9 protein-coding genes are annotated in these 26,015 nt (G+C 53.2%); 6 read left to right on the plus strand and 3 right to left on the minus strand.

Going from position 1 to position 26,015, the window contains the following annotated elements; translation table 11 throughout:
- The first annotated feature begins 272 nt into the window (after nucleotides 1-272).
- Nucleotides 273-1,859 (plus strand): MFS transporter, encoded by a 1,587-nt coding sequence (locus R3C20_01030; GenBank protein ID MEZ6039057.1) that lies wholly within the window; start codon nucleotides 273-275, stop codon nucleotides 1,857-1,859.
- 109 nt (nucleotides 1,860-1,968) lie between these two features.
- On the opposite strand, the gene tilS is transcribed toward R3C20_01030, so the two are convergent.
- Nucleotides 1,969-3,033 (minus strand): tRNA lysidine(34) synthetase TilS, encoded by a 1,065-nt coding sequence (tilS, locus tag R3C20_01035; protein MEZ6039058.1) that lies wholly within the window; start codon nucleotides 3,031-3,033, stop codon nucleotides 1,969-1,971.
- 251 nt (nucleotides 3,034-3,284) lie between these two features.
- Here tilS and R3C20_01040 point away from each other — a divergent pair, with 251 nt between their 5' ends.
- The 4 genes from R3C20_01040 to R3C20_01055 all read left to right on the plus strand — a co-directional run bounded on the left by R3C20_01040 (nucleotide 3,285) and on the right by R3C20_01055 (nucleotide 11,076).
- Nucleotides 3,285-3,539, plus strand: coding sequence for a hypothetical protein (locus tag R3C20_01040; GenBank protein ID MEZ6039059.1), 255 nt, complete (start codon nucleotides 3,285-3,287; stop codon nucleotides 3,537-3,539).
- A gap of 184 nt (nucleotides 3,540-3,723) precedes the next feature.
- Nucleotides 3,724-5,265, plus strand: a complete 1,542-nt coding sequence (rny, locus tag R3C20_01045) for a ribonuclease Y (protein MEZ6039060.1) — start codon at nucleotides 3,724-3,726, stop codon at nucleotides 5,263-5,265.
- A gap of 111 nt (nucleotides 5,266-5,376) precedes the next feature.
- Nucleotides 5,377-6,963, plus strand: coding sequence for an SLC13 family permease (locus tag R3C20_01050; protein ID MEZ6039061.1), 1,587 nt, complete (start codon nucleotides 5,377-5,379; stop codon nucleotides 6,961-6,963).
- A gap of 192 nt (nucleotides 6,964-7,155) precedes the next feature.
- A complete protein-coding gene (locus tag R3C20_01055) occupies nucleotides 7,156-11,076 on the plus strand; it encodes a hypothetical protein (protein ID MEZ6039062.1) in 3,921 nt (1,306 codons plus the stop codon).
- A 117-nt stretch (nucleotides 11,077-11,193) separates the two neighbouring features.
- Here the strand turns inward: R3C20_01055 and R3C20_01060 are convergent, their stop codons facing one another.
- Nucleotides 11,194-12,069: a DUF58 domain-containing protein gene (locus R3C20_01060; protein ID MEZ6039063.1), complete on the minus strand. Its 876-nt coding sequence runs from the start codon at nucleotides 12,067-12,069 to the stop codon at nucleotides 11,194-11,196.
- 51 nt (nucleotides 12,070-12,120) lie between these two features.
- On the minus strand, nucleotides 12,121-13,131 hold the full coding sequence (locus tag R3C20_01065) for a MoxR family ATPase (protein MEZ6039064.1): 1,011 nt from the start codon (nucleotides 13,129-13,131) through the stop codon (nucleotides 12,121-12,123).
- Nucleotides 13,132-13,449: 318 nt separating this feature from the next.
- Between R3C20_01065 and R3C20_01070 the strand changes: the two genes are divergently transcribed.
- Nucleotides 13,450-25,959 carry a DUF1583 domain-containing protein gene (locus R3C20_01070; GenBank protein ID MEZ6039065.1) on the plus strand — a complete coding sequence of 4,170 codons (12,510 nt, stop codon included), beginning with the start codon at nucleotides 13,450-13,452 and terminating at the stop codon, nucleotides 25,957-25,959.
- Nucleotides 25,960-26,015: the final 56 nt, after the last annotated feature.

Below are 26,015 nucleotides of genomic sequence, written 5' to 3' on the forward strand. Positions count from 1 at the left end.
CGGTGATTGCCCCGAGCGAAATCAGCCGGTGCCGCTCAGGACGAAAAGGATTGTTCGCAGAATCACGGCGGAAGTCATTGTCGCCAACTCGGGCAGATCAGTCGTCAAAGTGAATGGAAAGCGTCCAATTTGCTGGCTAGACTTGCTGGCTGTTTCTTTCGGGGACCGAATGAATCGGGTCGCGCGATGCGGGATTTGGACCAGCGGTACCAAACTCCTCCCCTGCATTCTCTCAAACTCAGGCGAGTCATTATTTTCGGGAGTCACTTTGAATGAGCTCAGGTGAAAACGACGCAGTCGCGCCAAACGCAAAACGGCTGTTGTGGGCAGGATTTATGGCCATTCTGGCTGCAGGCGTAGGTTATGCCGTTCGAGGCGGGATTCTGACTCAGTGGGCCAATGAGTTTGGTTTCACAATGACCGAACTGGGGGCCATCACTGGCGGTGGTTTGACCGGGTTCGGCGTGGTCATCATCCTGAGTTCGTTGATTGCCGACAAAATCGGATACGGCCGATTGCTGATCATGGCGTTCATCCTGCACCTTGTCTCCGCCGGATTGACGCTCGCCGCGCCGCTGGCATTTGCATCGGGTGGGAAGTCACTGGCCTATGCGTGCCTGTTCTGGGGTATGTTCATTTTTGCAGTCGGAAATGGACTGTGTGAAGCTGTCGTCAATCCACTTGTCGCAACGCTGTTTCCGAAGAACAAAACGCACTACCTGAATATCCTTCATGCTGGCTGGCCCGCCGGTCTTGTTGCGGGAAGTGTGGCCTCTGCACTGATGGCCGCGAAGACAAGTGAAACCGGAGAGGTCCTCAGCGCTGCTGTCGACTGGAAGATTCAGATGTCGTTGTTCCTGATTCCGACCGTGGCTTACGGTTTGATGCTGCTTGGGCAAAAGTTTCCGAAGTCTGAAGCGGCTGATGCCGGCGTCAGCACGGGCGAAATGATCAGCACGCTTTTTGCACCACTGATGCTGGTACTGCTGGTTGTTCACGCGATGGTTGGATACGTCGAACTGGGGACAGACTCCTGGATTTCAAAAATCACGGGAGCCATTATGGCGGACCCTCAAAAAGGGCTGATGTTGTTCGCTTATACATCGATGCTGATGTTCGTGCTGCGATTCTTTGCCGGACCTATCGTCCACCGGATTTCTCCGCTGGGGCTGTTGCTGGCCAGCGCAGTCCTTGGTGCCACGGGGCTGACACTGCTCGGCGGTGCTGAAACTGTGACGGCATGTATTATTGCGGCGACTGTCTACGCGCTCGGAAAGACCTTCCTCTGGCCAACGATGCTGGCGGTCGTTTCTGAACAGTTTCCCAAGGGGGGAGCAATCTCGATTGGAATGCTTGGCGGTGTTGGTATGTTGTCTGCCGGATTGCTTGGTGGCCCGGCCATCGGTTTCAAGCAGGACTACAACGCCTCGGCGAATCTGAAGAACGTTTCAGAGGAAACGTATGACCGCTACAAGGCCGGTGAACCAAGCAGTTTCTTCGGGTTCGAGACGGTTGGGCTCGACGGAGCCAAAGTGGGAGTGCTTGAAGATAAGGGAAAAGAGTTGAATCGCGTGGGCGAGCTGCTCAAATCTCAGAACACGTCTGATCCTCGGCATGAGGGGCTGGTGACATGGTGGAATGACGCAGAAAAGTCTGCCGAAAAAGATGGGCCTATCGTAAGTGCTGCAGGAGTTTATGGCGGAAAAGAGGCGCTGAAGCTGACGGCCTATGTTCCCGCGACGATGGCCGTCTTCTACCTGTTGTTAATCCTGTACTTCAAGTCGCGAGGTGGTTACAAGGCTGTTCATGTCAACGAGGAGGTTGAATCTCCGGAAGCCATGGGTGTCGCTGAAGCATAGGCTCAGCCTTTAAAGCATCCACCGGCCGTTGCCGGCGTCTGCGGACATCACGGGAAAGGCGTCATCGAATGTTGACGCCTTTTTTTTCGCGAGGGGAATTCATGTACTGTCAAGCTTCATTGGTGCGTTCAAATCGAATGATGTTGTGGTCAAGTGTCATTTGAATACTGCCGGGCAGCGTCCGTCTGGAAGTCGTGTCGTTCACTATCGACTCCGACAGATGACTCCAGTGCCGCGAGGTCATTTTTTGGCGAGGCCAGCATTGGCGGATCCACAGCAGAGTCAGCATATGGCGGATCAGTGGTTCGGACGCGGATTGCAGGGTAGCGCGGGATAATCTGCAGCTGACTGGTGTTCGTTCAAGCTGGCATTGATCCAGTAGGTTTCCGGCAACTTCGTCGATGATGGAAATCGCTTCTCTTGCCTGTCTGGCAATCGTTTCCAGACTGTTCGCTATGTCGCGGTTCGAGTGAGTCTGAAGATAGGGAAGTACATCGTGCCGGAGGCGGTTTCGAGTAAAAGAGCGATCCGCATTTGTGTGGTCGTCACACCACGTTAACTGATGGGCCGCGGCATAATGGTCGATTTGCTGCCGACTGACGGACAGCAGTGGCCGAAGCAGTTGACAGTGTTCGCCAAGTGGTCTTGCGACAGACATACCTGAGAGTCCACGCAGTCCACTTCCCCGAACGAGGTTATGCAGCACCGTTTCAGCCTGGTCGTCTCGATGGTGGGCTGTGACAACAAATTCTGCCCCCTGCTCTGCAGCCATTTCCAGAAGCAGTTGATATCGCACCTGCCGGGCTGATTCTTCCAGCGAACCCTGATTCTGGTCGACGATGGAACCATCGGCCGCTTTCTTGCAGAAGAATGGGAGCCCAAGCTGTTCTGCCAGGGATTCGACGAATATCCGGTCTTTCTGGCTATGGGTTCCTCGGAGTCCATGGTCAACGTGAGCGACAAGGAAATTCCAGTGGGCGACGCCCTGGAGTTCTTCGGGGCTCCTGGAAGTGACAACTTCTTCCGGTTCGTGCGTTCGTCGGGATGCGGCATGGGACAGGACAACACTGTCTTTCCCGCCGGAAACCGCAAGTAGCACCGTCGAACCCCGGGGAACAAGTTTCGATAGTTCCTGCCTGATGTTCGTTGATAATTGGTCCGCGTGTTGATCCATCCACTTGCACCTGGTTGACCTTCGATTCAGCTTTGGTAGCATTCCCTGGTCTCTTTCCAGAACCGAAATTCTAAAATCTCTGTTTCGGGAAGAGTGTTGACAGGAAAGGTTTTCGGAACCTGCTGTGAACGTGACAAGTGAATGGTTCGGTGCTGGTTGATCGGCATGCGTCCAACTGATTTTGTCTCAGTCCTTTTGTGATTTGTCTGCTGGCGAACTGTTGAACAGGCGTATCTGTTCGATGGTGAACTATGCAGACAGTGAGATCCGCAAATGGTACTCGCTGGACTTATTATTTTCACCGTCTGCTGTCTGCACTGTCTGATGTGCATCGCCGCATCGAAGTGTACAGGTATCGACAAACGGAACTCCCGCAATCAGGATGGGTCCTTCGGGGCGCCGTCGCCGATGGGGTTTCGGATGTTGTCGCTGGCAGAATTGACGACGACCGGGCCACCCGGAATGGTGGCTGGTGGTGCAAATCGCTTTGCACCACCGTATCGTGACAATGTCCGGTTTCAAACAGTTGAATGGTCCTTTCTTCGGATGCACACCGGCTTCAGGAGCACACAACAATAGGCACACACTTTGAGAGGTGTGCAGATTGCTGAGAGCCTGACGAAACATCGTCACGTTTGCCACTCGATTTGATCGAGACAACAGGTCCGTATTTGATCTGAGGGCATATCCATGGATCCGACGCTCGTCGGTATTGTTTCCGTCGTCGTTGGTCTTGCAATTGGCTTCTTTGTGGATCGAGTCCTCAAAGGTGGCGCATACAAGACTCGTGATGAAATCCTGCGTCAGGCGGAACGCGACGCAGAAACGCTGAAAAAAGACCTTGAACTTAAGCTGAAGGAAGAAATGCTGAAACGCCGTGAGGCGATGGATGCAAAACTGGATGAACAACGCAATCAGATTCGCGTTAAAGAGCGTGAACTGGATAAGCGAGAATCACACCTTGAAGAACAGCAGGACTCCTTCCGCAAGAAGGAGAAAATGCTTCAGGCGACGCAACAAAAACTGGCTGAACGAGCAAAGTCCATCGAGGCCAAAGACAACGAACTGACTCGTCTGCTGAAGGACGAGCAGGAACAGCTCTATCAGATCAGTGGGTTGAGTCGGGAGAATGCATCAGAGCTGTTGCTGAAACGCATGGAGCGTGAGCTTGCCGAAGAAACCGGCGCGCTGATCCTGAAGCACGAAAGTACCGTAAAAGCCGAATGCGAACGACAGGCGCGGGAAATCATTGGAATGGCTGTACAGCGCTATGCGTCTGCTCACACGTCTGAATCAACGGTCTCGACGGTTGATATTCCCAGTGACGAAATGAAAGGTCGCATTATCGGCCGGGAAGGGCGCAATATCCGCGCCTTCGAAAAGGCGACCGGTGTGGACGTCATCGTTGATGATACACCAGGAGTGGTGATTGTCTCGGCTTTCGACAACGTTCGTCGTGAAGTGGGTAAGTTGTCACTTGCCAAGCTGATCCAGGATGGTCGCATCCACCCCACACGCATCGAAGAGATCGTTGGCGAAACCCAGAAGGAGATGGAAGAGCACATTCGGCGACTTGGTATCGAAGCCTGCGAGGAAGCGGGTGTTCGAGGTCTGCACGACAAGATAGTCGACCTGATGGGCCGACTGCATTTCCGCGTCAGCTACAGCCAGAACGTCCGACAGCATTCCATCGAGGTCGCCCATCTGACCGGGTTAATGGCAGAGCAGCTTGGTCTGGACGGAACGCTGGCCCGTCGTTGTGGATTCCTGCATGACATCGGCAAAGCGGCCGACCATGAAATGGAGGGCGGTCACCCTGCTGTCGGTGCGGAACTACTTAAGCGATATGGTGAAGGTGAAGAAGTGGTGCATGCAGCGGCCGGACACCATGACGATATCCGTCCGGAGTACATCTACACGGTCCTGGTTGCAGCGGCCGATGCTGTTTCAGCAGCTCGTCCAGGAGCTCGTCGCGAAACGCTTGAAAAATATGTCCGGCGGCTCGAAGAACTGGAATCGCTCGCCTGTGGCTTTCCCGGTGTGGACCACGCTTTCGCCGTCCAGGCTGGGCGAGAGATCCGCATCATTGTCGATTCTGCGAAGGTCAACGATCGTCGTGCAATCAAGATGAGCCGTGACATTGCGACTGCCATTGAACAGTCGTTGACATATCCGGGTGAAATCAAAGTGACTGTGCTGCGGGAGACTCGCAGCGTCGAATTTGCTCGGTAGTCTCAGGTGATATTTAGAAGTTGACGGAGTCGGAAGTGGCGTCGTCCAGACCGGACGACGCGTTTTCCGGGCAAGTACGAGAGAAATCTGAATCAAGGTGATACCCGACTGATGCATCCGTACCTGATTGTTGCAATTGGAATTCTCACGGTCCTTGGGCTGATCATCTTTCTGCGCATTAATGCGTTCATCGCGTTGATATCCGCAGCTTTGGTGGTCAGCTTTCTGGCCCCGGGGCCAATCAACGAAAAAGTCAGTCGGGTTGCATTCGCGTTCGGAGAGAACGCCGGGAAGATTGGTCTTGTCATTGGTTTTGCCGCGGTGATTGGTGAAGCCATGATGCTGAGTGGAGCTGCCGATCGCATCGTCCAGGCATTCCTGAAACTGATGGGGGCCGAACGTGCGTCACTGGCGTTGATGAGCAGCGGATTTGTCCTTTCAGTTCCGGTCTTCTTCGACACCGTTTTCTATCTGCTTGTGCCGCTTGCAAGGTCTCTGTACCGAACGACTCGCAGGAACTACCTGCTTTATGTCTGTGCGATTGCGGCTGGTGGTGCCATTACTCATACGATGGTTCCTCCAACTCCCGGCCCACTCTACATGGCCGCCACGCTGGGCGTTCCTATCGGACTGATGATGCTGATTGGACTCGCCGTTGCAGCCCCGGCCGCCATGACAGCGCTGTGGGTATCCAAATGGATGGATTTGAACGTCTCAATCGGAACTCTGCCTCAATTTGATGATGGCGAAGATGCTGAAGCCGCTCTGGCGGCACGCCAGAAGGAAATCATGAGGATACCGCTGATTGAAGCATTACTGCCTGTCCTGCTGCCTGTCCTGCTGATTTCAGGGGACACGATTGTTGGTGCTCTTATCCCCAAGCCATCGGCGACGGAGAAGAACCTGACGGTCGTTGTTGCTTCGCAAAAGGACGCTGCCCGAATTCTGAAGAGCACTCAGGAGAATCTTCCGGCAGAAACGGAATTGATCGCGACGTTGAACAGGTCCCTGGAATCGGTCACTTCGACTCTGGATGAGGTCCAGGCACAACTCGATTCTGAGCGGGCGGCTGAGCCTGCGTATGTCGCAACGCTTCGTAAGGTGAAGCCCTACAGCGAGTTACTTGGGAATCCAAGCCTGGCATTGCTGGTTTCCATGATGATTGCGGTGTTTACGTGGGTACGACTGAAGGCTCCGGATACCAAGCAATTTTCGACGGCTGTCGAAAACGCTCTGCTCAGCGGCGGGCTGGTAATTCTGATCACGGCGGCCGGTGGAGCTTTCGGGGCAATGCTGAAAGCAACCAACATGTCTGACACAATTCGAGAGTCGTTTCAGGGGAGTCAGGCCACTGGATTCATCGCGCTGGCGCTGGGGTTTGGTTTGGCGGCCATTCTGAAAGTCGCCCAGGGGTCGAGCACGACCGCCATGATTACCGTTTCGGGAATGATGGCAGCCATGGAACTCACTCAGGAAAAACTGGGCTTCAACCCGGTTTACCTGTGTACCGCCATTGGTGCGGGTTCTTTGGTGGGATCCTGGATGAATGACAGTGGGTTCTGGATTTTTGCTCGGATGAGCGGCTTGACGGAAGCGGAGGCATTGAAGACCTGGACCCCGTTGCTGCTGATCCTCGCAACGGTCAGCCTGACAGTAACTGTCATTCTCGCGACAGTGATGCCTCTCAATTCCTTGTAATTCTGTTCGGACGCTTTTCTATTGCCGGTATCGGGTCAACAATAGAGTACCTCGTGACCACCGGCTTCCGGATAGAATTGTCTCCGCAGCGCATTCGCTCTGCGGATCAGTGATACAGCATTGGTTTCAATAAAAGTGACTCAGCCAAACTTGACGCCTTCCGACTTGACCGTTCTCACACCTGCCGTCGCGATGCGAGATTTGTTTGGCTACCTGAATTTTTCACACGGTACGCCGAATGTTCGATTTCGAGTCGCGATTAACTGGCTCTTCACGCAGGAGGCGGTGAGCAGCTCCGCGGATTCGCTGTGCGAATATCTGCTGACAGAATGTGAAAAGCTGCAGGTTTCGGGCGAAGCCGCCTTTTCGGATCTTGCTCAGGCAAAGTCTGTGATTGAACTGGTGTTTCACAGACTGCTGCCTGCGTATCAGGATCACCACCGCGATCTGCTGGGGCATCTGGGCTCGACAGACTTTCTGGCGCCCTTTCTTCTGTCTCGTATGTTCGAGGTCGTTCTGGAGGCTGGTGAGCCATGGAATAACGTACAAAGGGTGGTTGAAGTCTCCCTGCAGCAACTGAATTGTTTTATTGGCTATCGTCCCGTGGCAGTGCTGGAAAACGGCCGACGGATGGAGGTTTACGAACACGAACGTTTCTGTCCTCTGCCTTTGTATTTCCAGGAAGGCGGAGTCGCTGTGGGACGCTACCGTCAGCTTATCGAATCGATGCTGGCGTTTATGAAGTCACTCCCGGAAGAGCTGACGGCACCTGCCCATTTCTCACTGGATCGTTTGGCAGAGCTTTCACTGGATGTTCGTGCCCATGATCACCTGGACCCGGTTAATAAACGCACCAACTATATCTTTGGTGAATGGGATCCGGAATGCATTGATACGAAGGGCTACTACCGTCGATTTGTTCTCCGTAAACTGATTGTCGATTCTTTGGTAGACTGGGTCAGTGATGGCCCCGACAGGAATTCTGCAGATCGTTTATACGATGCGTCGGCTGTGCTTTGTGGAACAATTCTGATGGCGTCTGCCATCAGTGGATCAGGTCCTCAAACCTATGACTCGACGGTCTCTCTCACAACGTTGTTGCCCATAGTCGCACGGCAGCGCGATAACTTTTACCAGACCCTGCTTGAAACCGCCACGGGCGAAAATGGAAAGCGCCTGAAACGTCTGGCGGAGCAAACACGACAGGCTTTTGGTCACGTTCGCCATGAACTCAATATGCGACTGGCCAAGTATGGGGCTGACCAGGTTCAGCATCGCCACCTGTCATGGATGTTTGCTCGAATGGGGTTCGAAAAGGCGAGTTGCGAAGAGGCCTCCGTCATACCCTGCTTATCCGCAAGGTTTGAATCGGAGATTCAGTCACGGCTGGTGCTTGTTCGGCGGTTCGTCAAGGCTGGCCAGCTGACCGAATCACATCGGCAGATGATGGAGGTACTGGATCTGCTTCATCGTGGTATTCACTGTGGTGCGACGGTGGATCCATGGAATATTCTGGGGTTTCAGGGGCAATTTCCACTGTTCTTTGCCCGCGAGGATTCCATCCCGGATAATCGCGTCGACATCCTGCTCGAACTTATCGAACAGATTTTCGATGGCTGTTCGCTGATTATGTCCGAAGCGGCGGCTCTTGGGCAAACTGAAATACACGAGGCTGTTCTGGAGTCTTTTCGAGAGCTGGCCGGGCAATGGGATCGATATGCAACAACCACCGTAAACGATCTGACGCACATCTACGGCATGCAGTCTGTATCAGCGGCAGTGAAGGTGGGAAAGGCTCTTGCGGACTGGCGCACTGCCGGTGAAGCTGCCGGGGATATTTCATTCTGGCGTCAGCATGTTGATGAATTTGATGTGACAAGTTCGTTTGCTCAGGTGGTTACCACCCTGCTGGAGAGAAAAGACCACATTGCTGCCCTGGGCCTGCTGATGCAATGGCTGAGTCGAGCCGACACGATTCGGCTGGAAAATGGTGGCCATTCCATCCATGTCCTTTTGCACAAACTCATGCATTCAATTTGTGCAAGCGAGAATCCTGCTGATCGATGGATCATGCTTCGGCGAATGTTTGCTTTCATGGAAGCAAACGCGGGGGTGTTCTGGCTGGTTCCTTCTCTCACAGAATTTGCAGCAGAACAAAAGAAGCGGGGGCGTTCGGATCATCGAGAATCGCTCGACCTCGAGCACTTATTTGATGGGGACGAATCGGACGAGCATAATCTGTTTGAGGCCGCCTGGGACGACGTGTCGTATCGCGACAGCACGGATGATGGCAATGCCGGTGATACTGTGGATGAGGGGTACGCCCCCGGCACGACAGAATTTGAAGTTCTTTACCGACAAATCGAACCTCGCCTGAAGTTCCTGCACACGGTTGGATCATTGTGGGGCATCGCAGCGGTTTCGATTTCTCGATCTGCGGCGTCAGAATCCGAAATCGCAAGTGATCAGAAAGAACTCCTCAAGGAATGGTTGTCTTCCATTCGTCATTGCCTGAAACAGCTGGGAGATCTTGTTCAGGAAGTACAGGACTTTGAGATCGCTACCTTCTCCAGTGATCTTGAAGCCAATCTTGAATACGACGTTCAGCTGCAGTGCCGTTTTCTGCTCATGCAGAACGTATTGTCGACCATCGTGGAATTCCTCATGGCCGAACGTATGATCGGCGCTGTTTTGGCGGAGCAGCCGGAGGACAAAGACAGTCGATCCCTTGATCGCGAAGTCTCTCTGATGCTGACAGCCATTTTTGCAAGAAACAGTGAAGCCGCGCAGCAGCACTTCCCTGCTCTGTGCCGTGAACTTCGAAAACGCCCGTTGCTGTATGTGCCGTTTGAGAATGGCGGGCAGCCGGGAGCGATCCTGAAAGCAAGGACAATTCAGGCCATTATCAGAATGCTTCTGAGCCAGTTGCCGCGGCTGGGTTTGCTGGAAGAAACTTTTGAATTGCTGCTGACAGCCCTGCAAATGGAACGGACTGGTCGGCCGGTTGGCCAGGCCGTGACAGAATTTGACCGCCTGTTTCGAATAGGCCTGACAAGCTCAGTTGACGCGATTCTGCATTCTGCCTCACGCTGGAAGACGCGATCAGCGGATCCGGGCGAAGCCTTGTTTCATCGCATTCAGAAGTTACTGGAGGCCTATAGTTTACTCTGGTCTCGCCACAGTGCTTCGATGCGCTTATCAATCATTGAAGACCTTCATGATGAAGAACGGGCTCAGGAAGTCCGTGAATTCATTGAGGAGTATGGCGAAGACCTGTTCCATACCAGAATGCTGACACTGGGCAATGCCCGTGCGATTGTGCACAACGGTGCAGAGGCACTGCTTGAAGAACTGGCAAATTCTGTGGCACCCTTTCAGAGGGTGAAATTGCTTGACGACATTGAATCAGGAATTATCGACCACGACGATGCCGTTGAACTGGCTGAGTTTGTGTACGAATCCGTGGTTGATAACTTCGAACGATTCCTTGAATACAACACGACGACAACATATTCGGACTACGGTAACCGACTGTATTGTCTTCTGGACTTCGTACGGCTTGAAGCGCTTTATGACCGTTTTGACTGGAATACAATTCCCTGGCAAATTGCGCATGAGACGATGTGCAGATTCGGCGAACTTGATCAGGCTGCGGAAGTGGAATCGCACCTGCTGGATGAGACCCGCGTCGTCGCAGAATCATTCGTCAATGAATTGCACACCCTGGAAAAAGAGTACGGTGTTCGGCTGCCCACGCTTCATGACCATATCTGCGAACGGATTGTTGGTAGCCTGGCGCAAAATCGCATGACAGCGCTCGTCGGCCGCTCATGTCCTGAAATCAATGGTGTCAATGCAGAAGAGGCTGATACAAACTTCCGGCTGCTGCGGGAACAGATTGACGAATACATGAGTGGCCGCATCGGTTCCGGAATTGAACCTCCGGACTGGATGCAGCGACTGGCCGGAGAGCTTGACCGTGTCCAGGAGGGAAAGGCCGGCTGGATCAGTGACGCGATGTACGACGGCGAATTTCAACAGATGACACAAAGGGTGCTGGATAAGAAACTGGCTGGTATTCAGCGGGCGGCCAGGTCCAGGGAACGCCGATGACCGGTGCTATCCTATCTGTCCGTTCAAAATCCGGGACAGGCACGCAGAACGACTGGAAACCATCATGTTTTAAGGTCTCCTGCTCGAGCCAGTCCCGTTTTTGAACAGGCGGCTAAGCTAACGTCCTATAGCCGACGTACGCATCATGTTCATGATCAGGTCATCAAATGGCACGGTTGTCGGCGATTGCGTGCACCCGGGGCCATAATTGGAGCAATAATCGCGGACCGCCTGTTGGTGCTTTTCGAACAATTGTTTGTAGCTTCGAAGGTTCTTTTCTGTGACGGTCACCATCCGGACGGATTTGCTTTCCATGTCCTCCAGCTCCATATCACCCAATAAACCGGGATTGGCCTCCCTGGGGTCGAAAAGCTGCAGAACGTGGGCGTCGAATCGACGAAAACGAAGTTGATCGAGCCCTTTCTGAAAGCCATGTTCGTCGAACAGATCACTGATGATGACGGCAAGACCTGACCGTGATCCGCGGTGCAGGAGACCCTGAACGGCTCGCTCCAGATTTGTATCCTGCCCGCAGGTTGGAAGTTCTTCCAGAAACTTCATCAGCGGCAGAATACGGGCCTTGCCTCGCGTGATCGGGAACTCGCTGATGATTCCGTCGGCATAGGCGACCACTGCAATGCGATCCAAATCTGCCAGGGCGATATAAGCGAGTGCTGCGGTCAGGTGTCGGGCAAGATCAAATTTTGCTGGTTGTCCGAAGGCCATGCTTCGCGAACAGTCGAGCATCAGATACACATGCAGGTCCTGCTCTTCCTGAAATCGTTTGAGAAGTAAGTCGCCGTGCCGCGCGTAGATATTCCAGTCCAGGTATCGAAGGTCGTCTCCGGCGGTGTATTCCCGGTGATCGGAGAATTCAATTCCGGAGCCCATCTGTGTTGTTCGCCGTTGTGCCAGCAATGTTCCCCGAAACACGCGTTTCGACATGATCGAAAGGTATTCCAGTCGTGTCAGGAAATCCGGTGGAAAGAGCATTGTTCGCCTTCGATGCCTGCGGTGGCGGAACCAGCGTGGGTTGGCTGTGAGCTATGCTGCGGACAGGGCGTCTTCCGGGACAGCAGAAAGTATTTTCGCAATCACTTCATCCGCACTGATGCCTTCGGCCTGTCCCTCAAAGTTCAGGATCATGCGGTGTCTCAGCACCGGGGTGGCCATGACTCTCAGATCTTCTCTGGCGACATGGTAACGATGATCCAGGATCGCTCGAATTTTGGCTCCCAGGATCAATGACTGGAGACCGCGAGGACTCGAACCGAATCGGACATACCTCTTCGTGGGTTCTGATGCCAGTTCATGATCCGGATGAGTGGCAACAATGATCGCAATTCCGTACCGGCGAACGTCGGAACCGATGGGGATTTGTCTCGCCAGAGCAGACATTGTCAGGATGCGATCCCCCGTCATGATGGCGTTCGCCTCAGGTCTTTGTGATTCGGTGGTTCGGTCGAGAATTGTTTCAAGATCACTGACGGTCGGGTATCGCACAAGCAACTTGCAGAAAAAACGATCCAGCTGCGCTTCCGGCAGAGGATACGTTCCTTCCATTTCCAGTGGATTCTGTGTGGCCATCACGAAGAACGGCTCCGACAACTTATGAGTCACGCCGGCGACTGTGACCGAATGTTCCTGCATCGCCTCAAGCAAAGCAGACTGAGTCTTGGGTGTTGCACGATTGATTTCGTCGGCCAGCAGTACATTCGAGAAGATTGGACCTTTCTGAAACTCAAATACTTTTCTTCCATCATCGGCTTCGCCAATCACCTGAGTACCGATCAGGTCTGCCGGCATCAGGTCGGGCGTGAACTGAATGCGATGAAATTCAAGATGCAGTGCTTCGGCCAGCGTTCGAACAGTCAGTGTCTTTCCCAGTCCGGGTACACCTTCGAGCAGGACATGTCCACCGGCGATGAGCGAGATCAGCATGTCATCGAGGATCTCGGACTGACCCACGATGACTTTTGATATTTCTGACTTCAGGTTCTGAAAGTCGCGGCGAAAATCGTCCAGCTGTTGTTTGAGGACATCATTGATGCTCATTCACCGTACTCCCTGTTTGTGCAGATGCTTTGTCTTCCGAAGACATCGCCTGAGCGATGCTGGTTCTTGTTCATCCGTATGATAACCGTCATGTACAGCACTCGGTTTCGGAGATAAAGACATCGCGACGTGTGGTCAATGCCTGCAGAAAGGATTCGGCAACCAAAGGTCGCTCCTGATGTTTTCGCAAATAAGTCAGTAGGCCGAATGCTCCTGTGCGAGTAGCATGCTACTCATGCGGGTGGCCACTTTCCAATCGAACGCCGCCGGTAATTGTGCTCGAACGAATAACCGCGTTTCTGTTTGCGGAGGCGTTCCATGGACGCGTTGCCCTTATTTTCCCCTGTCAGGATCGCCCCTCTGCTTTGTGGCCTGATCCTTTGGTTTCTTTCGTGCCATCCGTCCGGTAGACACGTGGTTGCTGATGAAAGGCAGGTCGAAGCTGATCTGTCGGAGCTTTCGGATGACGAAATCCGGCAGGTCAAAACGGCCGAACGATTCTTCAGTATTCTCGAAAAGAACCCACGTCTCGGAACGGCCCTTGACCGGGTCTATGGGCACCACGTTGAGTTTGGGACATTGAATTCGTTCCTTGAAACCCTGAAGAGCAGAGCTGCCGCACAAAACAACAACGGCGCCCTCTGGATGCTGCTGGGAATGTTTGAGTCACAGAGAGGCAATGATGCCGCAGCTGTAGACGCACTGCTCAGGGCTGACGAGCTTCGTTCGGAAGATGCGCTTTCCAGTTACTATCTGGGACAGGCGCAATTGCGTGTGGGGCAGTCTTCGGAGGCAGTTGCTTCTTTCGAACGTGCGATCAGTCGCAAGCCGGCCCGGGCTGACCTGCTGGAGATTTTTCAGACACTTGGTCGCGTTCATCAGCGTGCCCAGCGGACTGAAGATGCGATGAAGGTTTGGCAACGGCTGGAGTCGTTGTTTCCGGACGATCCACGAGTGCTCGAACAAATTGCTGTGACACTGGCCGAAGAGGGGCAGCCCGCCGCTGCATTGAGTCGCTATCAGAAACTGGCTGGGCTTGTTCGCGACGACTATCGAAAAGTGGTTTATCAGGTGGCTGCCGCGGAACTCACGATTAAGACCGGCCAGAGAGATGCTGGTATTGAAGCTCTTGAGCAGGTACTGGCTGATCTGAATCCTGAGAGCTGGCTCTATCGCGATGTGCGTCGCCGAATTGAAGAGGTGTTTCTTCGATCGGGAGATCAGGATAGTCTTGTCAGTTATTACCAGCGGTGGATTGAGGAACATCCGGATGATATTGAGGGGATGACTCGTCTGGCCCGATTCCTTGCGTCATCAGCCAGGGTGCCCGAGGCAACCGACTGGATGGAGAAAGCATTGAAGCTGGCTCCATCGCGAACCGACTTACGCAAAGCGTTTATTGATCAGTTGGTGGATGACCAGCGGTATTCAGAAGCAATTCGTCAGTACGAACTGTTAGCCACGGCAGCTCCGGGAAATCCTGATTTTCTTCGTGAATGGGGAAAGCTGGTTCTGCGTAATAAAGAAGTCCCTGAATCGGAACGCAGACAGGAAGCAGTTCGAATCTGGAATCAGATTCTTGAAACACGCCCTGATGATGCATTGACCACGTCACAGGTGGCCGATCTGCTTCGTCAGAACAAACTGAACGAAAGGGCTGAACAGCTTTATCGCCGTGCAATCGAACTGGCGCCCGCTGATCCCCAATACCGCGAGTACCTTGGTGAATTTCTTCACATTCAAAAGCGTTCGGACGAAGCGCTGATTGTCTGGTCGGGGATTGCAGAAGGTGATCGTCGCACCGCAGCGAATATCACCCGGCTTGCGGAAGTCTACAACAGCTTCGGGTTTTCGGATAAGGCGATCATTGAAATTGCCGAGGCCGTCAGCATGGATCCCGGGGATTTCAGTCTTCAGATTCGTTCTGCCGACTATCATATGAAAGCCGCCAAATTCGACGAAGCCCTTGCATTCGTAAATGCTGCCGACATGCTGGCATCCAATGATGACGAACGCGATGCCGTCATTCAGCAGCGAATCGAAGTTCTTCAGGCGAGTCAGCGGTTGGATTCTGTCGCTGATGAATTGCTTGCAACGCTTAAACGCAAGGGTGATGCAACCCGGAATGACTGGTATACGGTTGCCCGGTATCTCGAAGCCGCACGCCGGTGGGCGGATGCGAACGAAGCAATCGACAACGCCATAGCAATCGATTCCAGGTCGATTCCTTCCATGACGGTTGCCGCGCGAATTGCTGAAGCTTCGGGCGATTATGGTCGCGCATCACAGATGAATCGCACGCTGTCAGAAGTAGATCGTCGGTCACGCGGTGACCACCTGATGAACGTCTCTCGGCTTGAAGCCCAGATGGGCCGGACCGAAGAGGCATTGAAAGCGGCCCGGGAATTGATTGTGTCGGCACCGGGAAATACGGACAACTATGAATTCTATGCGCAGACCTGTTTCCGGCTGGGGCGTGCCGACGAAGGGCTTGAAGCGCTTCGGAAAGCAGTTCGGATCAATCCCGGCGAACCGCACCTGATCATGTCGCTGGGGGCTGCACTTGCCGAGCAACTGCGAACTGATGAGGCCATCGAAGTGTACTGGCGCGCGTTCGATAAGTCGGAGGAAGTTGAAGACAAGGTCGGTCTCACGATGAAGCTGACTCCGTTGTATCAGCAGATCAATCAGCTGGAGAAACTGATTGAACGGTTCGAACGAGATCGCAGGGAAGAAGATAAACGACGCGAGATGACCATCTGCCTTGCTCAGGCATGGCATACTGCAGGTGATATCAGTGCGGCTCGACAGGAACTGGAATCGTTGCTGAGTGAGGATACTCGCGACACAAATCTGCTGAATCAACTGGCGAAGCTTTGCCAGGATGGTGCTGACCTGGAGGCTGCCATCAGCTATCAGCGCCAGCTGGTGGCGATAGCCCCGGGGCACGAAACAGAATTTCCGCTTGCCGGCATGCTGATGACGAATGGTCAGGTAGACGCAGCCAGGGAGATCTTTGTCAAGCTGACACAAAGTGAAGAGGACCCCGTACGCCAGATTAGAGCCCTGGATTCTCTGATTTCTCAGGGGAACTATGAATCAGCCATCGGAGTCATTGAACCCCTTCTGGCTCAGAATCGTGACGACTGGGAGCTGCTCTACCGTGAAGCAGTTTCGTGGGCACTGCTGGAACGTACAGATGAAGCAATCAATCGATTCAATCGAATCCTTGCATTGAATCAGCCCTACGACTCCCTGGGGCGATCAGCGGAAGCAAAGCTAAAACAGGCCCAGGCCAAAGCAAAGTCGGATAATCTCCGTGGCATCACAACCAGCGTTCCACGAAAGCAGTCGCCTTTAGCGATGCGAGGCATGGCGTCCGAAGTTCAGATGGCAACGGGGCTCACAGCCAATAACCGGTACTATGGATCGAACAGTCCTCCTCCGATCTGGACTCCCGAAGCCTACGGTGTTGCGAGAATGGCCGCGTTCGGCTGGCTGATTCGGTATGAGGATGAAGCTGCCGATTCGGCCCGATCTTCGCGAGCCAATGCGGAAGCTCCCACAAAGGAAACGCACGACGCCAATCCATCCATTGTGGAGTCAATCCATGCGAGGGCCAATGCTGAAAATGCCACACGCCAGGCGATCTATGATTCTCTTTATGTTGCCCAGTTGAAGAATGATTATTTGCGCGTGTTCAACATTGCCCGGCGACTGGCGAAAGCAGGAGGGGTGGAAGAACAGCAGTTCTTTCTGACTTCACTGAACCTTCGCAATCTGGATGCGAATCAGGCTGGTCAGGGGAGCTCGAATGCACTGAACGCGACAAAGGTTGCTTTGAGTGACGATGACCTGCAACTGCTTCGAGACTGTTATGAAGGGTTGAGTCAAGAGAATAAGAGTATCGATCTGTCTTCGATGTACGGCAGCAATGTTGCTTACGGTTCGAATGGTCAGGTCTACATACTGATCGGTGGTAACTATGTGCAGCTTGCGGGTGTTTTTCGGGGAGAAGGCGGATATCTGAATACGCTCGTTGAAGAACTGCGTCTGGCTGGGAAAACGGATGAAGCCCTGAAGCTATTGAATGAACGGCTGCGGAGTGCATCATCTGCGATAGAGCTGGGGGCATCTCTCGCTCTCCTCATTCAGGAAGAGCGATTTGAAGAGCTCCCCGAGTACTTTGACCGCTGGCATGCGGCAGCGCTTGAACAAATTGCTGCAGCTCCGGTTGTGACTCCCTCAAGGCGGCAGACCCAGTCGCCTTCGAATACAGCATCGGCCAATGTGCTGCAGGCGACTACCAACACGATTCAGCAGTGGATGGGGCATCTTGGTACAGAAGAGGAACACAAACAGATCCTGTCAATTCTTGAACGTTGTCTGGATGTGGCGGAGGCTGAAGCGAAACATCGTCGACTTGTTGAGGCGACGATGTCAGGACGAACCCGGTCGAATTCCCTTGCAGCACCATCAACCCATCGCGTCGTCGTTTACACCGGAAAAGAACAAACCAGCGCGAATCTCACATTTCCACCGCCCAGTACATGGATGAGCAACGCAGACTGTTCATTGTTGTATCAGGCCTACGAATCATTTCGAAAGAATGACATCAGCACGGATATGATCGAGATGCTCCGCAAGCGTGCTGCTCTCAACGAAAGTAAACCCGTTGACCCTGATCGGCAGATATGTCGGCATATGCATCTGTCTGCTGTGTTATGGTGGGCAGAAGAGCAGGATGAAGCTGTAGACCTGATGGCGAGTGTTGCTGAGATGTCTCCGGAGAATCTGTCGCTGCAGTTCAACCTTGCCAATATGTATCAATCGCGCGGAGATTTTGAGGACGCCTTGATCATTATTGATCGGATTCGACCACGTGATCAGAAAGTTCTGCAGCAAAAGGAACTTGATGCCCTCGCACTTGCAGAGCGTCTGGGAGATACCGATCGAGCTCGAAGCGCTGCCGAGCGATTATTTGGTTTGCGACTCGATGCGCAAACGCAACTTGGACTCGTGGATCGGATGCGTCGTCTTGGCTTAAGTGCAATGGCGGACGCAGTCCTCGCACGGGCAGAACGCACCGCGACCAATCAGACGTCTTCGCTCGCTTCGCTCATGATGCTCTATCAGGGGCAGGGAAAAACTGAGCAGGCAAGTCAACTGGCACATCTGCTTTTACGAAAGACGCCCTCCCCTGTTTCACTCAACGCCCGTTCCGGTCGGAATCCCACCCGATATCGGACAAGTGACAGCAACTTTCGGGCTCTGGCCCTTCAGTTTCTTCATCGTTCCGGTGGATTGAATGTTCTCATCGAGCAACTCGAAGCACAGCTGGAACGTTCACCGGAGTCGATCCTGCCGATGCAGCAGTTGATCGAATTTTATGAAGTCAGCGGTCAAAGCGATAAGGGTCTGAGTTTGCTGGCAAAGGGGATTGAGCTCCGTCCGGATTCGCCAGTTCTTCGACTGCACTTCGCAAAACAGCTGGAGAAATCCGGAAAGCACGGCGAAGCATGCGAACAGTATCTCGAGCTGATAAAGATACAACCGAACTGGGTTACCGAGGATCTCTATCAGATCGATCGTGTCTTCAGTCAGGCCAAGCGCAAAGTAGATCTGGTAAAATCGTTGAGTGAAATCAACATGAAACAGATCCAGGAACCATGGTACATAATTAATACCGCCTCAAATCTTCTGCAGGATGAATCGTCGTTGGATGCCGGGCTGACATTGCTGGAGCGAACGTTCGAGGCATTCCCGAATTACAGACGAAACATGTTGGATAGTTTTCGTAATGAAGCGATTTGGAAGAACGATCGTGTCTACGAATTCGCAAAACAAGTCGTTCTTCCATCTGCTGCAGATATCCAGTCGAATCCATGGACAGGTCTTGACCAGATCAATTCCTATTCGAGTAACGGTCACGTAGACGTTTTCTTTCACCAGATGCTGAATGGTTTGAAGAAGACAGATAAGGTCGCGGATCTTCAGGCTTCGATCCGGCAGCGATTGAAGGATCAGCCCGGGTGGCACAGCGGCAATGCAATGCTGGCTTTAATTGACTTGTCCAGCGGCAAAAAGGATGAGGCAAAGCAGCGGCTTCAGGAACTGGTCGAGAATAAAGAGAGGATGTCGACGATGCCGGCAGAAGCCTGCTGGGTGATCGGACAGGAACTCGACCAGTTCGAGGAAACTCGCGATCTGGCAATGATGTTGTTCGAAAACGCGGTGACAGTACCGTCCGGAAGTTCGATGAATCAGATTCAGTATTCTCCCGTGTCAAAGCTGGTGGACAGCTATATTCGCGTTGGTCGAGAGAATGATGCGCGTGAGTTACTGCTGAATCAGCTGAACGCATCGCGTTTTGACAATTATGACGAGGAATATGCGTCCTACCAAAGGATTGAAAATTCAAAATGGGTCGCTGAAAAAATGATGAAAATGCAGATGCCCGTTGACGCCCTCAGGCTTTATCGGGGCCTGCTTGATACACCCGAGCGGTTGGCTTTGGCAGGCAGATGGAATGGTCGAGAAGCAGACTACTACCAGTCGCTTGCTCGCAAAGGTCTGAACTCAGCATTGAAGGCCGTTACCGCTGAAAACGCAGACAGGGTGGTAGAGGAACTATTGAATGTTCGCGATGATCTCCGATCCGGCAGGTCCGTTCTCGACCTGATGCTTGTCGTCCCGGAACCCGGGGACTTGCAGGAAGAACACATCAGAAGTTCTTACATTGACTTACTGTCGGCTCTTTCCGGTGAAGATGAAATCGCCGACAGGATTGCCGGGCGAATAGCGATTCTGCAACAACAGCATCCCCGGGATTTGTCAATTGCCGTCGCAGCCGTGACGCTGAATCTGAAGAAACAAAGGGCTGACAGTTCAGAGGCGGTCGAACGGCTGTTGAAACTGGCCAGTGATTATACTCTGGATGAAATCCCGGCGGGCAGAAGGCCGAATTCCAGGCAAAGACGAGAAGCCTCGCAGTTGATACCCCTCTGGCTGGTCGCCCGGCAATGTATTGGACATGACGATTTGCATGACCAGGGCATGAAGCTGTCGGAACTTTGTCTCGTCGCTTCAAAACGTCAGGTTGGTATCAAAGAAAGTTCTGCGATTCTGTACGATCTGGGTGATCTCCTCCTGAAGGCCGGACACAAGAAAGAAGCAGAAGCCTGTTGGAGTCAATTGCTTGATCTGGCAACGGAACGTCCTGTCCGTCGTAAACCGGAATCGGAACCAAGGACCGGGCTCAGGTTACCGCATCATTCGGAAACTCTGCCGGATCGGGGTGCCCCACTTCCAGCCTGCGTCACACAACTTGCAGACGCAGACTGCGTCACACAAGGACATGCTGAAGGTGGCTCGAACACGATGAGCCAGAAGAACGGGCTGCTGACACGTCTGGTCGCTCTGGGGGGCATGTCGGTATGCTGGGATTTCTCCACATGCGGGATGGCTCTGTCGCAGGAATCCGTGATTTCGATTCAGGACGGTGTCGACGCGGCCTCGGAGCCCGGGAATTCTTCCTCACCTTCTGAGCTGATCCCGCCGCTGACGGTTTCACAATTTCGGATGGCCATCGTCGTTGCAAAATCGGCGGCTGGAAATGGTATGCCGGACCTGTCTCGCAGAGCCGTGCGAGAATCTTTACTGGGAGGGTTTCCAGTCGCTGATCCCGTATTGAGCGAGCCGAATTCATCCCGACGCATTATCCGGCCATCCACATCAAATGCAGTCGACCCCATTGAACAGGAAGTGGTGAGTGCTCTGAAAGAGATTCTCGGGCTGTGGAAAGGAGACGCATATCCAGCCTCAGAAACATATCACCTTCTCAAGTCGATTGTGTTGCCGGAGAATCGCCCCCGGGAGATTCGACTTTATGTAACGGCGTCTAACATCTCCGCAGCCCAGGTGGACAGTCTGGCAGAGCCTCTCGTCTCGGCGGCCTATGATTCAAAGCAACTTGACGATTTAAAGTCTGCGACATCCCTGCGGTCCGAAGCAGGCACTTCGGCGATAGTCCTGCGGTGCCTGATAGCAATTCGTCAGGAGGATCACCCAACTGTGATGGACTGCCTGACGGGTCTTACTGAGCAATTGCAGAAAGGGCTTTCTACAAGCGACCAGCATCTTGCACTTCTGGCTGCTTTACGGGCATTTGATAACAGGGAGCTGAAATCTTCTTCTTTTCCGATTCTCCGCCAGATCCTTCAACTTGAATTGCAGGCATCCTCTTCTGGTAACCGGGAACCTGATCCTGGAGGAAAACTGGCTGATCTTGTGAATCGCCATCTGGCGGAAACAGGTGATCAGAAATCGGTAAGTGAATACTTTGAAAATGTAATGACAGCCCGGCAACCCTTCTACAGTCGTTATAGCGGCAACTATGGGCTGTACAGGCAACAGCAGGATCTTGCACAACTTGCCCAGCGGGCGGCTGGATTGAAGATGCCCGGCATTGCGTTGGATTACCTTGGTCGTGCCACGGATTTTGAGGTGGAGGAATATGGTCGACCTAACATGAGAACAACACTGGCGAGTTTGGTGCGCCATGTCAGACGATTGCCTGCCAGCGATGGCTACTCAGCGTGGCATCAGTGGACAATGCCGGTTCAGGGCCGAAATACCCTGCGTGTACTCTTCGAGACTACGACACCGAAGATTATTCCTGAGCTGTTCATTGATTCGAAGGAGCAAGCTGCCACTCAGGTGAACGAGAGGTTGCTGAGTAATCTGGCGGAACTGGTTGAGTCCGGCAAAAGAGCAGGAAGGCTTGCAGATCTGAGGCAGGAGGTTCAGAAGCTTGCAGAGCAAAAAGCTGCTTATGCAGACATCCTTATGGCTTTGATCATGATTGCTCAGGAGGATACCGCCAACGGTCTTCCCTATATTCAAGGGCTGCAGGAAACGTTTCAGGATCGTATGAAGGCAGCGCCAGGGCAGTCTCGCCAGCAACGGCCGACGTCGCACGGAGACTATCTGGTGTATCAGGCCTGCTTGGATTCGCCTCAGTTCGTGTCTGTGTTTGAAGATCAACTGCCGCTGTTTCGTAAGCGTTTGCGGGACACATCACAACATGAGATGCTGCAGGATATCAACCTGGACTGGGCCCGACGTGTTTCTGCAGGTTCAAAGCCGGATTTGTTCGCACCGGGGGCAGATTTCACGCACTGGACGGCCGCGAATGCGAGCGAATCCAGTGGCAACTTGAATCCCTGGTGGACTGCCTACGAAAACCAGATTCTTCAACTGGGCGGCAGAGGTGGAAGCAATTTGTATTTTCGCTATCCACTGTCAGGTGACTTTGTCATTTCGATGGAGTGTTTTGAGGACGCATGGGCGGAGTGCGATGCAGGGTTTGGTGGGGTTGTCGTGCTCGGTCAGAATTCGGGTTCACAAACAACGATTCGATCGGTGTCCGGTCACGAAACAATTCATCGACCTCCTGCGATGAAACGCAGCCGTCCAGCCTATAATCATCTTACCATTGAAGTGAGGGGCAGTCGCGATACTGATCCGGGAAGCATTCGCTATCTGCTCAATAAACATCTTGTCTATGAAGAACCCTTTCGCCCAACAAGTCCCTGGTTGCTGCTGAATACGGAAGGGTCTCGGGTAAGTGCCTTCAGGAATATTCAGATTGAGGGCAAGGTAGAGATTCCGAAAAAAGTTGCACTCGTCATCGGCGATCAGATGGATGGATGGAACTGTTCCGTATTTGGTGATTCCCAGCCACGCAAACGACTGATGGCTGAGATGCCGAAAGACGAAAACGACAGCATCAGCTATTACCAACGGGATGAACCAGTGGAGTTCTCCTGGAATGCTGCTGACAGCACACTAACCGGGCGTGCGATTGAAGGCGCGGCGGATGATCAGCAAAGCTGGATCTACTATCAACGGCCATTGGTCTCAGGAGAGTCATTCGAGTACGAGTTCTACTGTGTCCCTGGCGAAACGGTGGCTCACCCAACGATCGGCCGAATTGCGTTGCTGCTTCAACCTGACGGAGTTGAATCGCACTGGATTGCAGATTCCTGGGATCAGTCCGTCAATGAAGTTGCATTGGATAATTCGGTCTTCGAACTTGAGATTCAGCGGAGTTCCGGGCAACTGGCACTGAAGGAAAACGACTGGAATCGCGTTCGCGTTCACCTGCTCGAAAATGTCGTCAACGTCTTTCTGAACGATACCTTGATTTGTGAACGCAGTTTAGAGCCGGAGGTCGGCCATCGAATTGGACTATTTCGCTATCGACGCCAGTCCTCAAAGGTTCGTAATCTGACATTGTCGGGTGACTGGCCGGATGTGTTGCCTGCCGGAGAAGAACTACTGGAAGTCGCAGCAGCCGAAACAGAAGATGTAAATTATCCGGTCGCCGCGATTCTCGATGATGCCTCGATTGGGCCATTGGCTGGTGAGATCGTAATGGCCTCTCGGGAAATGCCATCGGACAAAGCCTTTGATTATCTGGCGGATTGGGTCTTACCTTCGGTGACACATCCAAATATCCGAATGCACTTTGTGCGAATGACGTCTGATCCGACACATTCAGAATCAGAGAGCCGGATCATATGCCCTGCAGTCGAACTTATCCGGACCGCCAGAATTTGCGGTCGGATCGATGAACTTTCATCGATGCTGGACAACTGTCAGCCGACAACGCCGCCACAACAGAATGCTCTGACAGCATTGAAGACGCTTCTAGCCATTGAGTCCGGCAGGCATGAATTGGCAACTCAACTGCTTGGAGAAATCTGGCAGGTCGTCAGACAACCCTATCCGAAAGGAACATCGGCCCGCGGGCGTCAGGCGGAATTCGTAGTCGCGTCGTTTGCGGGGCACCATCCGGCATACTGGGCAGCTGGCAGCGATATTGCCCGAAAACTGCGTGAGTACGAACGAAACTCTGAGAACGAGTCACACGATCAACACTTTCGCGAAACTGTCCACGGGTTAGTCGGAGATATCGAACGGTACGTGCGGTCCCTGGAAGCATCGCCCGTTTCGAAGGAACAGCGTTCATCGCAATGGTCGGCCGTTCCTTACTGGAAGCCGGAGCATCGGCTTTCAGGTCGTCGGCCTTCGACATGGTCGATGACGAAAGGCGTTGCTCAGCATTTCCCTGCCGAAACATGGAGTCAGCTGTATTTTCAGTCTCCGCTCAGGGGGCAGTTTGAAATCACAGCCTATCGTACCACCCACGGACATAAAGAAGTTTCAATCGGATGGGGTATGCATTCTGCAGAACCCCGGTATGACCTCAAAGCTGTTCGCATCGCTCGGTTAATGCATTCCTCCCGAGACAAGCCGGGGGAAGTGAATTTGCCCCGCTGGGATCAGCAGGCGCTGTTCCGGATTGTAGTGGATGGTCGTACGGTGAAGACATTCACGAACGGCGTCCTTGTCCACGAGGAAACGCTGGATGGGGACCCGGATCCCTGGTTGCTGCTGCAGACTCACAGTGCGGCGAATTATGCTTATGTCAGCAACCTTCGGATTCAGGGACAGCCCGAGATTCCTGATGAAATTGACCTGATCCGTATCGCCGGTATGTCATCCTGGCGGGCAGATTTCTTTGGTGAATGGTTTCGCACGGATGAAGATTCAGAAGATGACACTGCGCCATGGAGACGAGTAGGAGATGAACTTATTGGTCAGCTTGATACGAATACCAGCAGCAGTGATCGCGAATCCCTGATGATCTACCAGCGTCCCATGCTGGAAGATGGTGTCATTGAGTTTGAGACCTGGTACCAGCCTGGTGAATTCGAAGTTCATCCATCTCTCGGCAGTTCAGCGTTCCTGTTGTTGCCTGACGGTATTCGACGGCATCAGATTACCGGGGCGCAGCATAAATGGAATGACCGTCTTCCGGATAATCAAACACCGATTGAAGGGGCCACGGACGATCCCGGGCTGATTGAAGGTGAATGGAACAGGGTTCGCCTGGTTTTGAAGGGTGACGCCGTGACAATCTCCATCAACGGTCACGAAGCGGCGACAACCACGATTACGGATCCACCGAATGAACGGCAGTTCGGTCTGTTTCGCTATTCGCAGGGACGGAAATGTCGAGTTCGCAAGCTCCTCTATCGAGGCGAATGGCCCAAAGAACTTCCGTCCATCGCTGATCAGGTACTGGCAGCACCGGACGGTACAACGCCGGCTTCAGGCAGCGTCGTCATGGTTGATGAAGATCTCAGCCAGCCTCGCGAGACGCTTCAGGCCAGGCAATTGATATTGATTGGGCCAGAAGACCGAAGTGAAACCAGCAGCCAGGGGCTGCATTTGCATATGCACGACACAAAACGCTGGCAAGACAATCCCGGAATCAGTTTTCGGCAGCGAATCGAAGGCGACTGTGAAATGACGATAACCTATCAGGACGCTGTCATTACGCCCCAGAAAAACGGATGGGGAGTGAGTCTTGTCTTTGATGCAGTTCTCGATGACGAACAAAAGACTCGAGTGGAATGCAACCTTGGGCTCGATAAGAATGGTCAGTTGCGCCACAACACTCAACTATTGCGGAATCATCCGGGGCAGGCAAACCACAGTTTGGATCAGATCACCTATCATCCGGGAACTGCTTCTGGACAACTGCGGCTCGTTCGTCGCGGTGGCCAGATGGATTGCTTCATTCGCCCCGACGGCGAAGAGGCGTTTCATTTTCTGAATTCGTTTGCGATCGGAAACGCGGCCATCCGTCAGGTAAATTGTGGCGCAAAGTGTTCTGACGATGTCGCATCCGTCAATGTGATACTTACCCATTTCACCGTTCGGCAGGCTTCGCCTCAGAATGATGTCGTGAAATAAGAAAGACAACCGGGCAGTCAGCTACAGTTCCATCCGGTTGGAATTGTCTGTTCAAA

The organism is Planctomycetaceae bacterium, from assembly GCA_041398825.1.
In the GTDB taxonomy this organism is placed as follows: Bacteria; Planctomycetota; Planctomycetia; order Planctomycetales; family Planctomycetaceae; genus F1-80-MAGs062.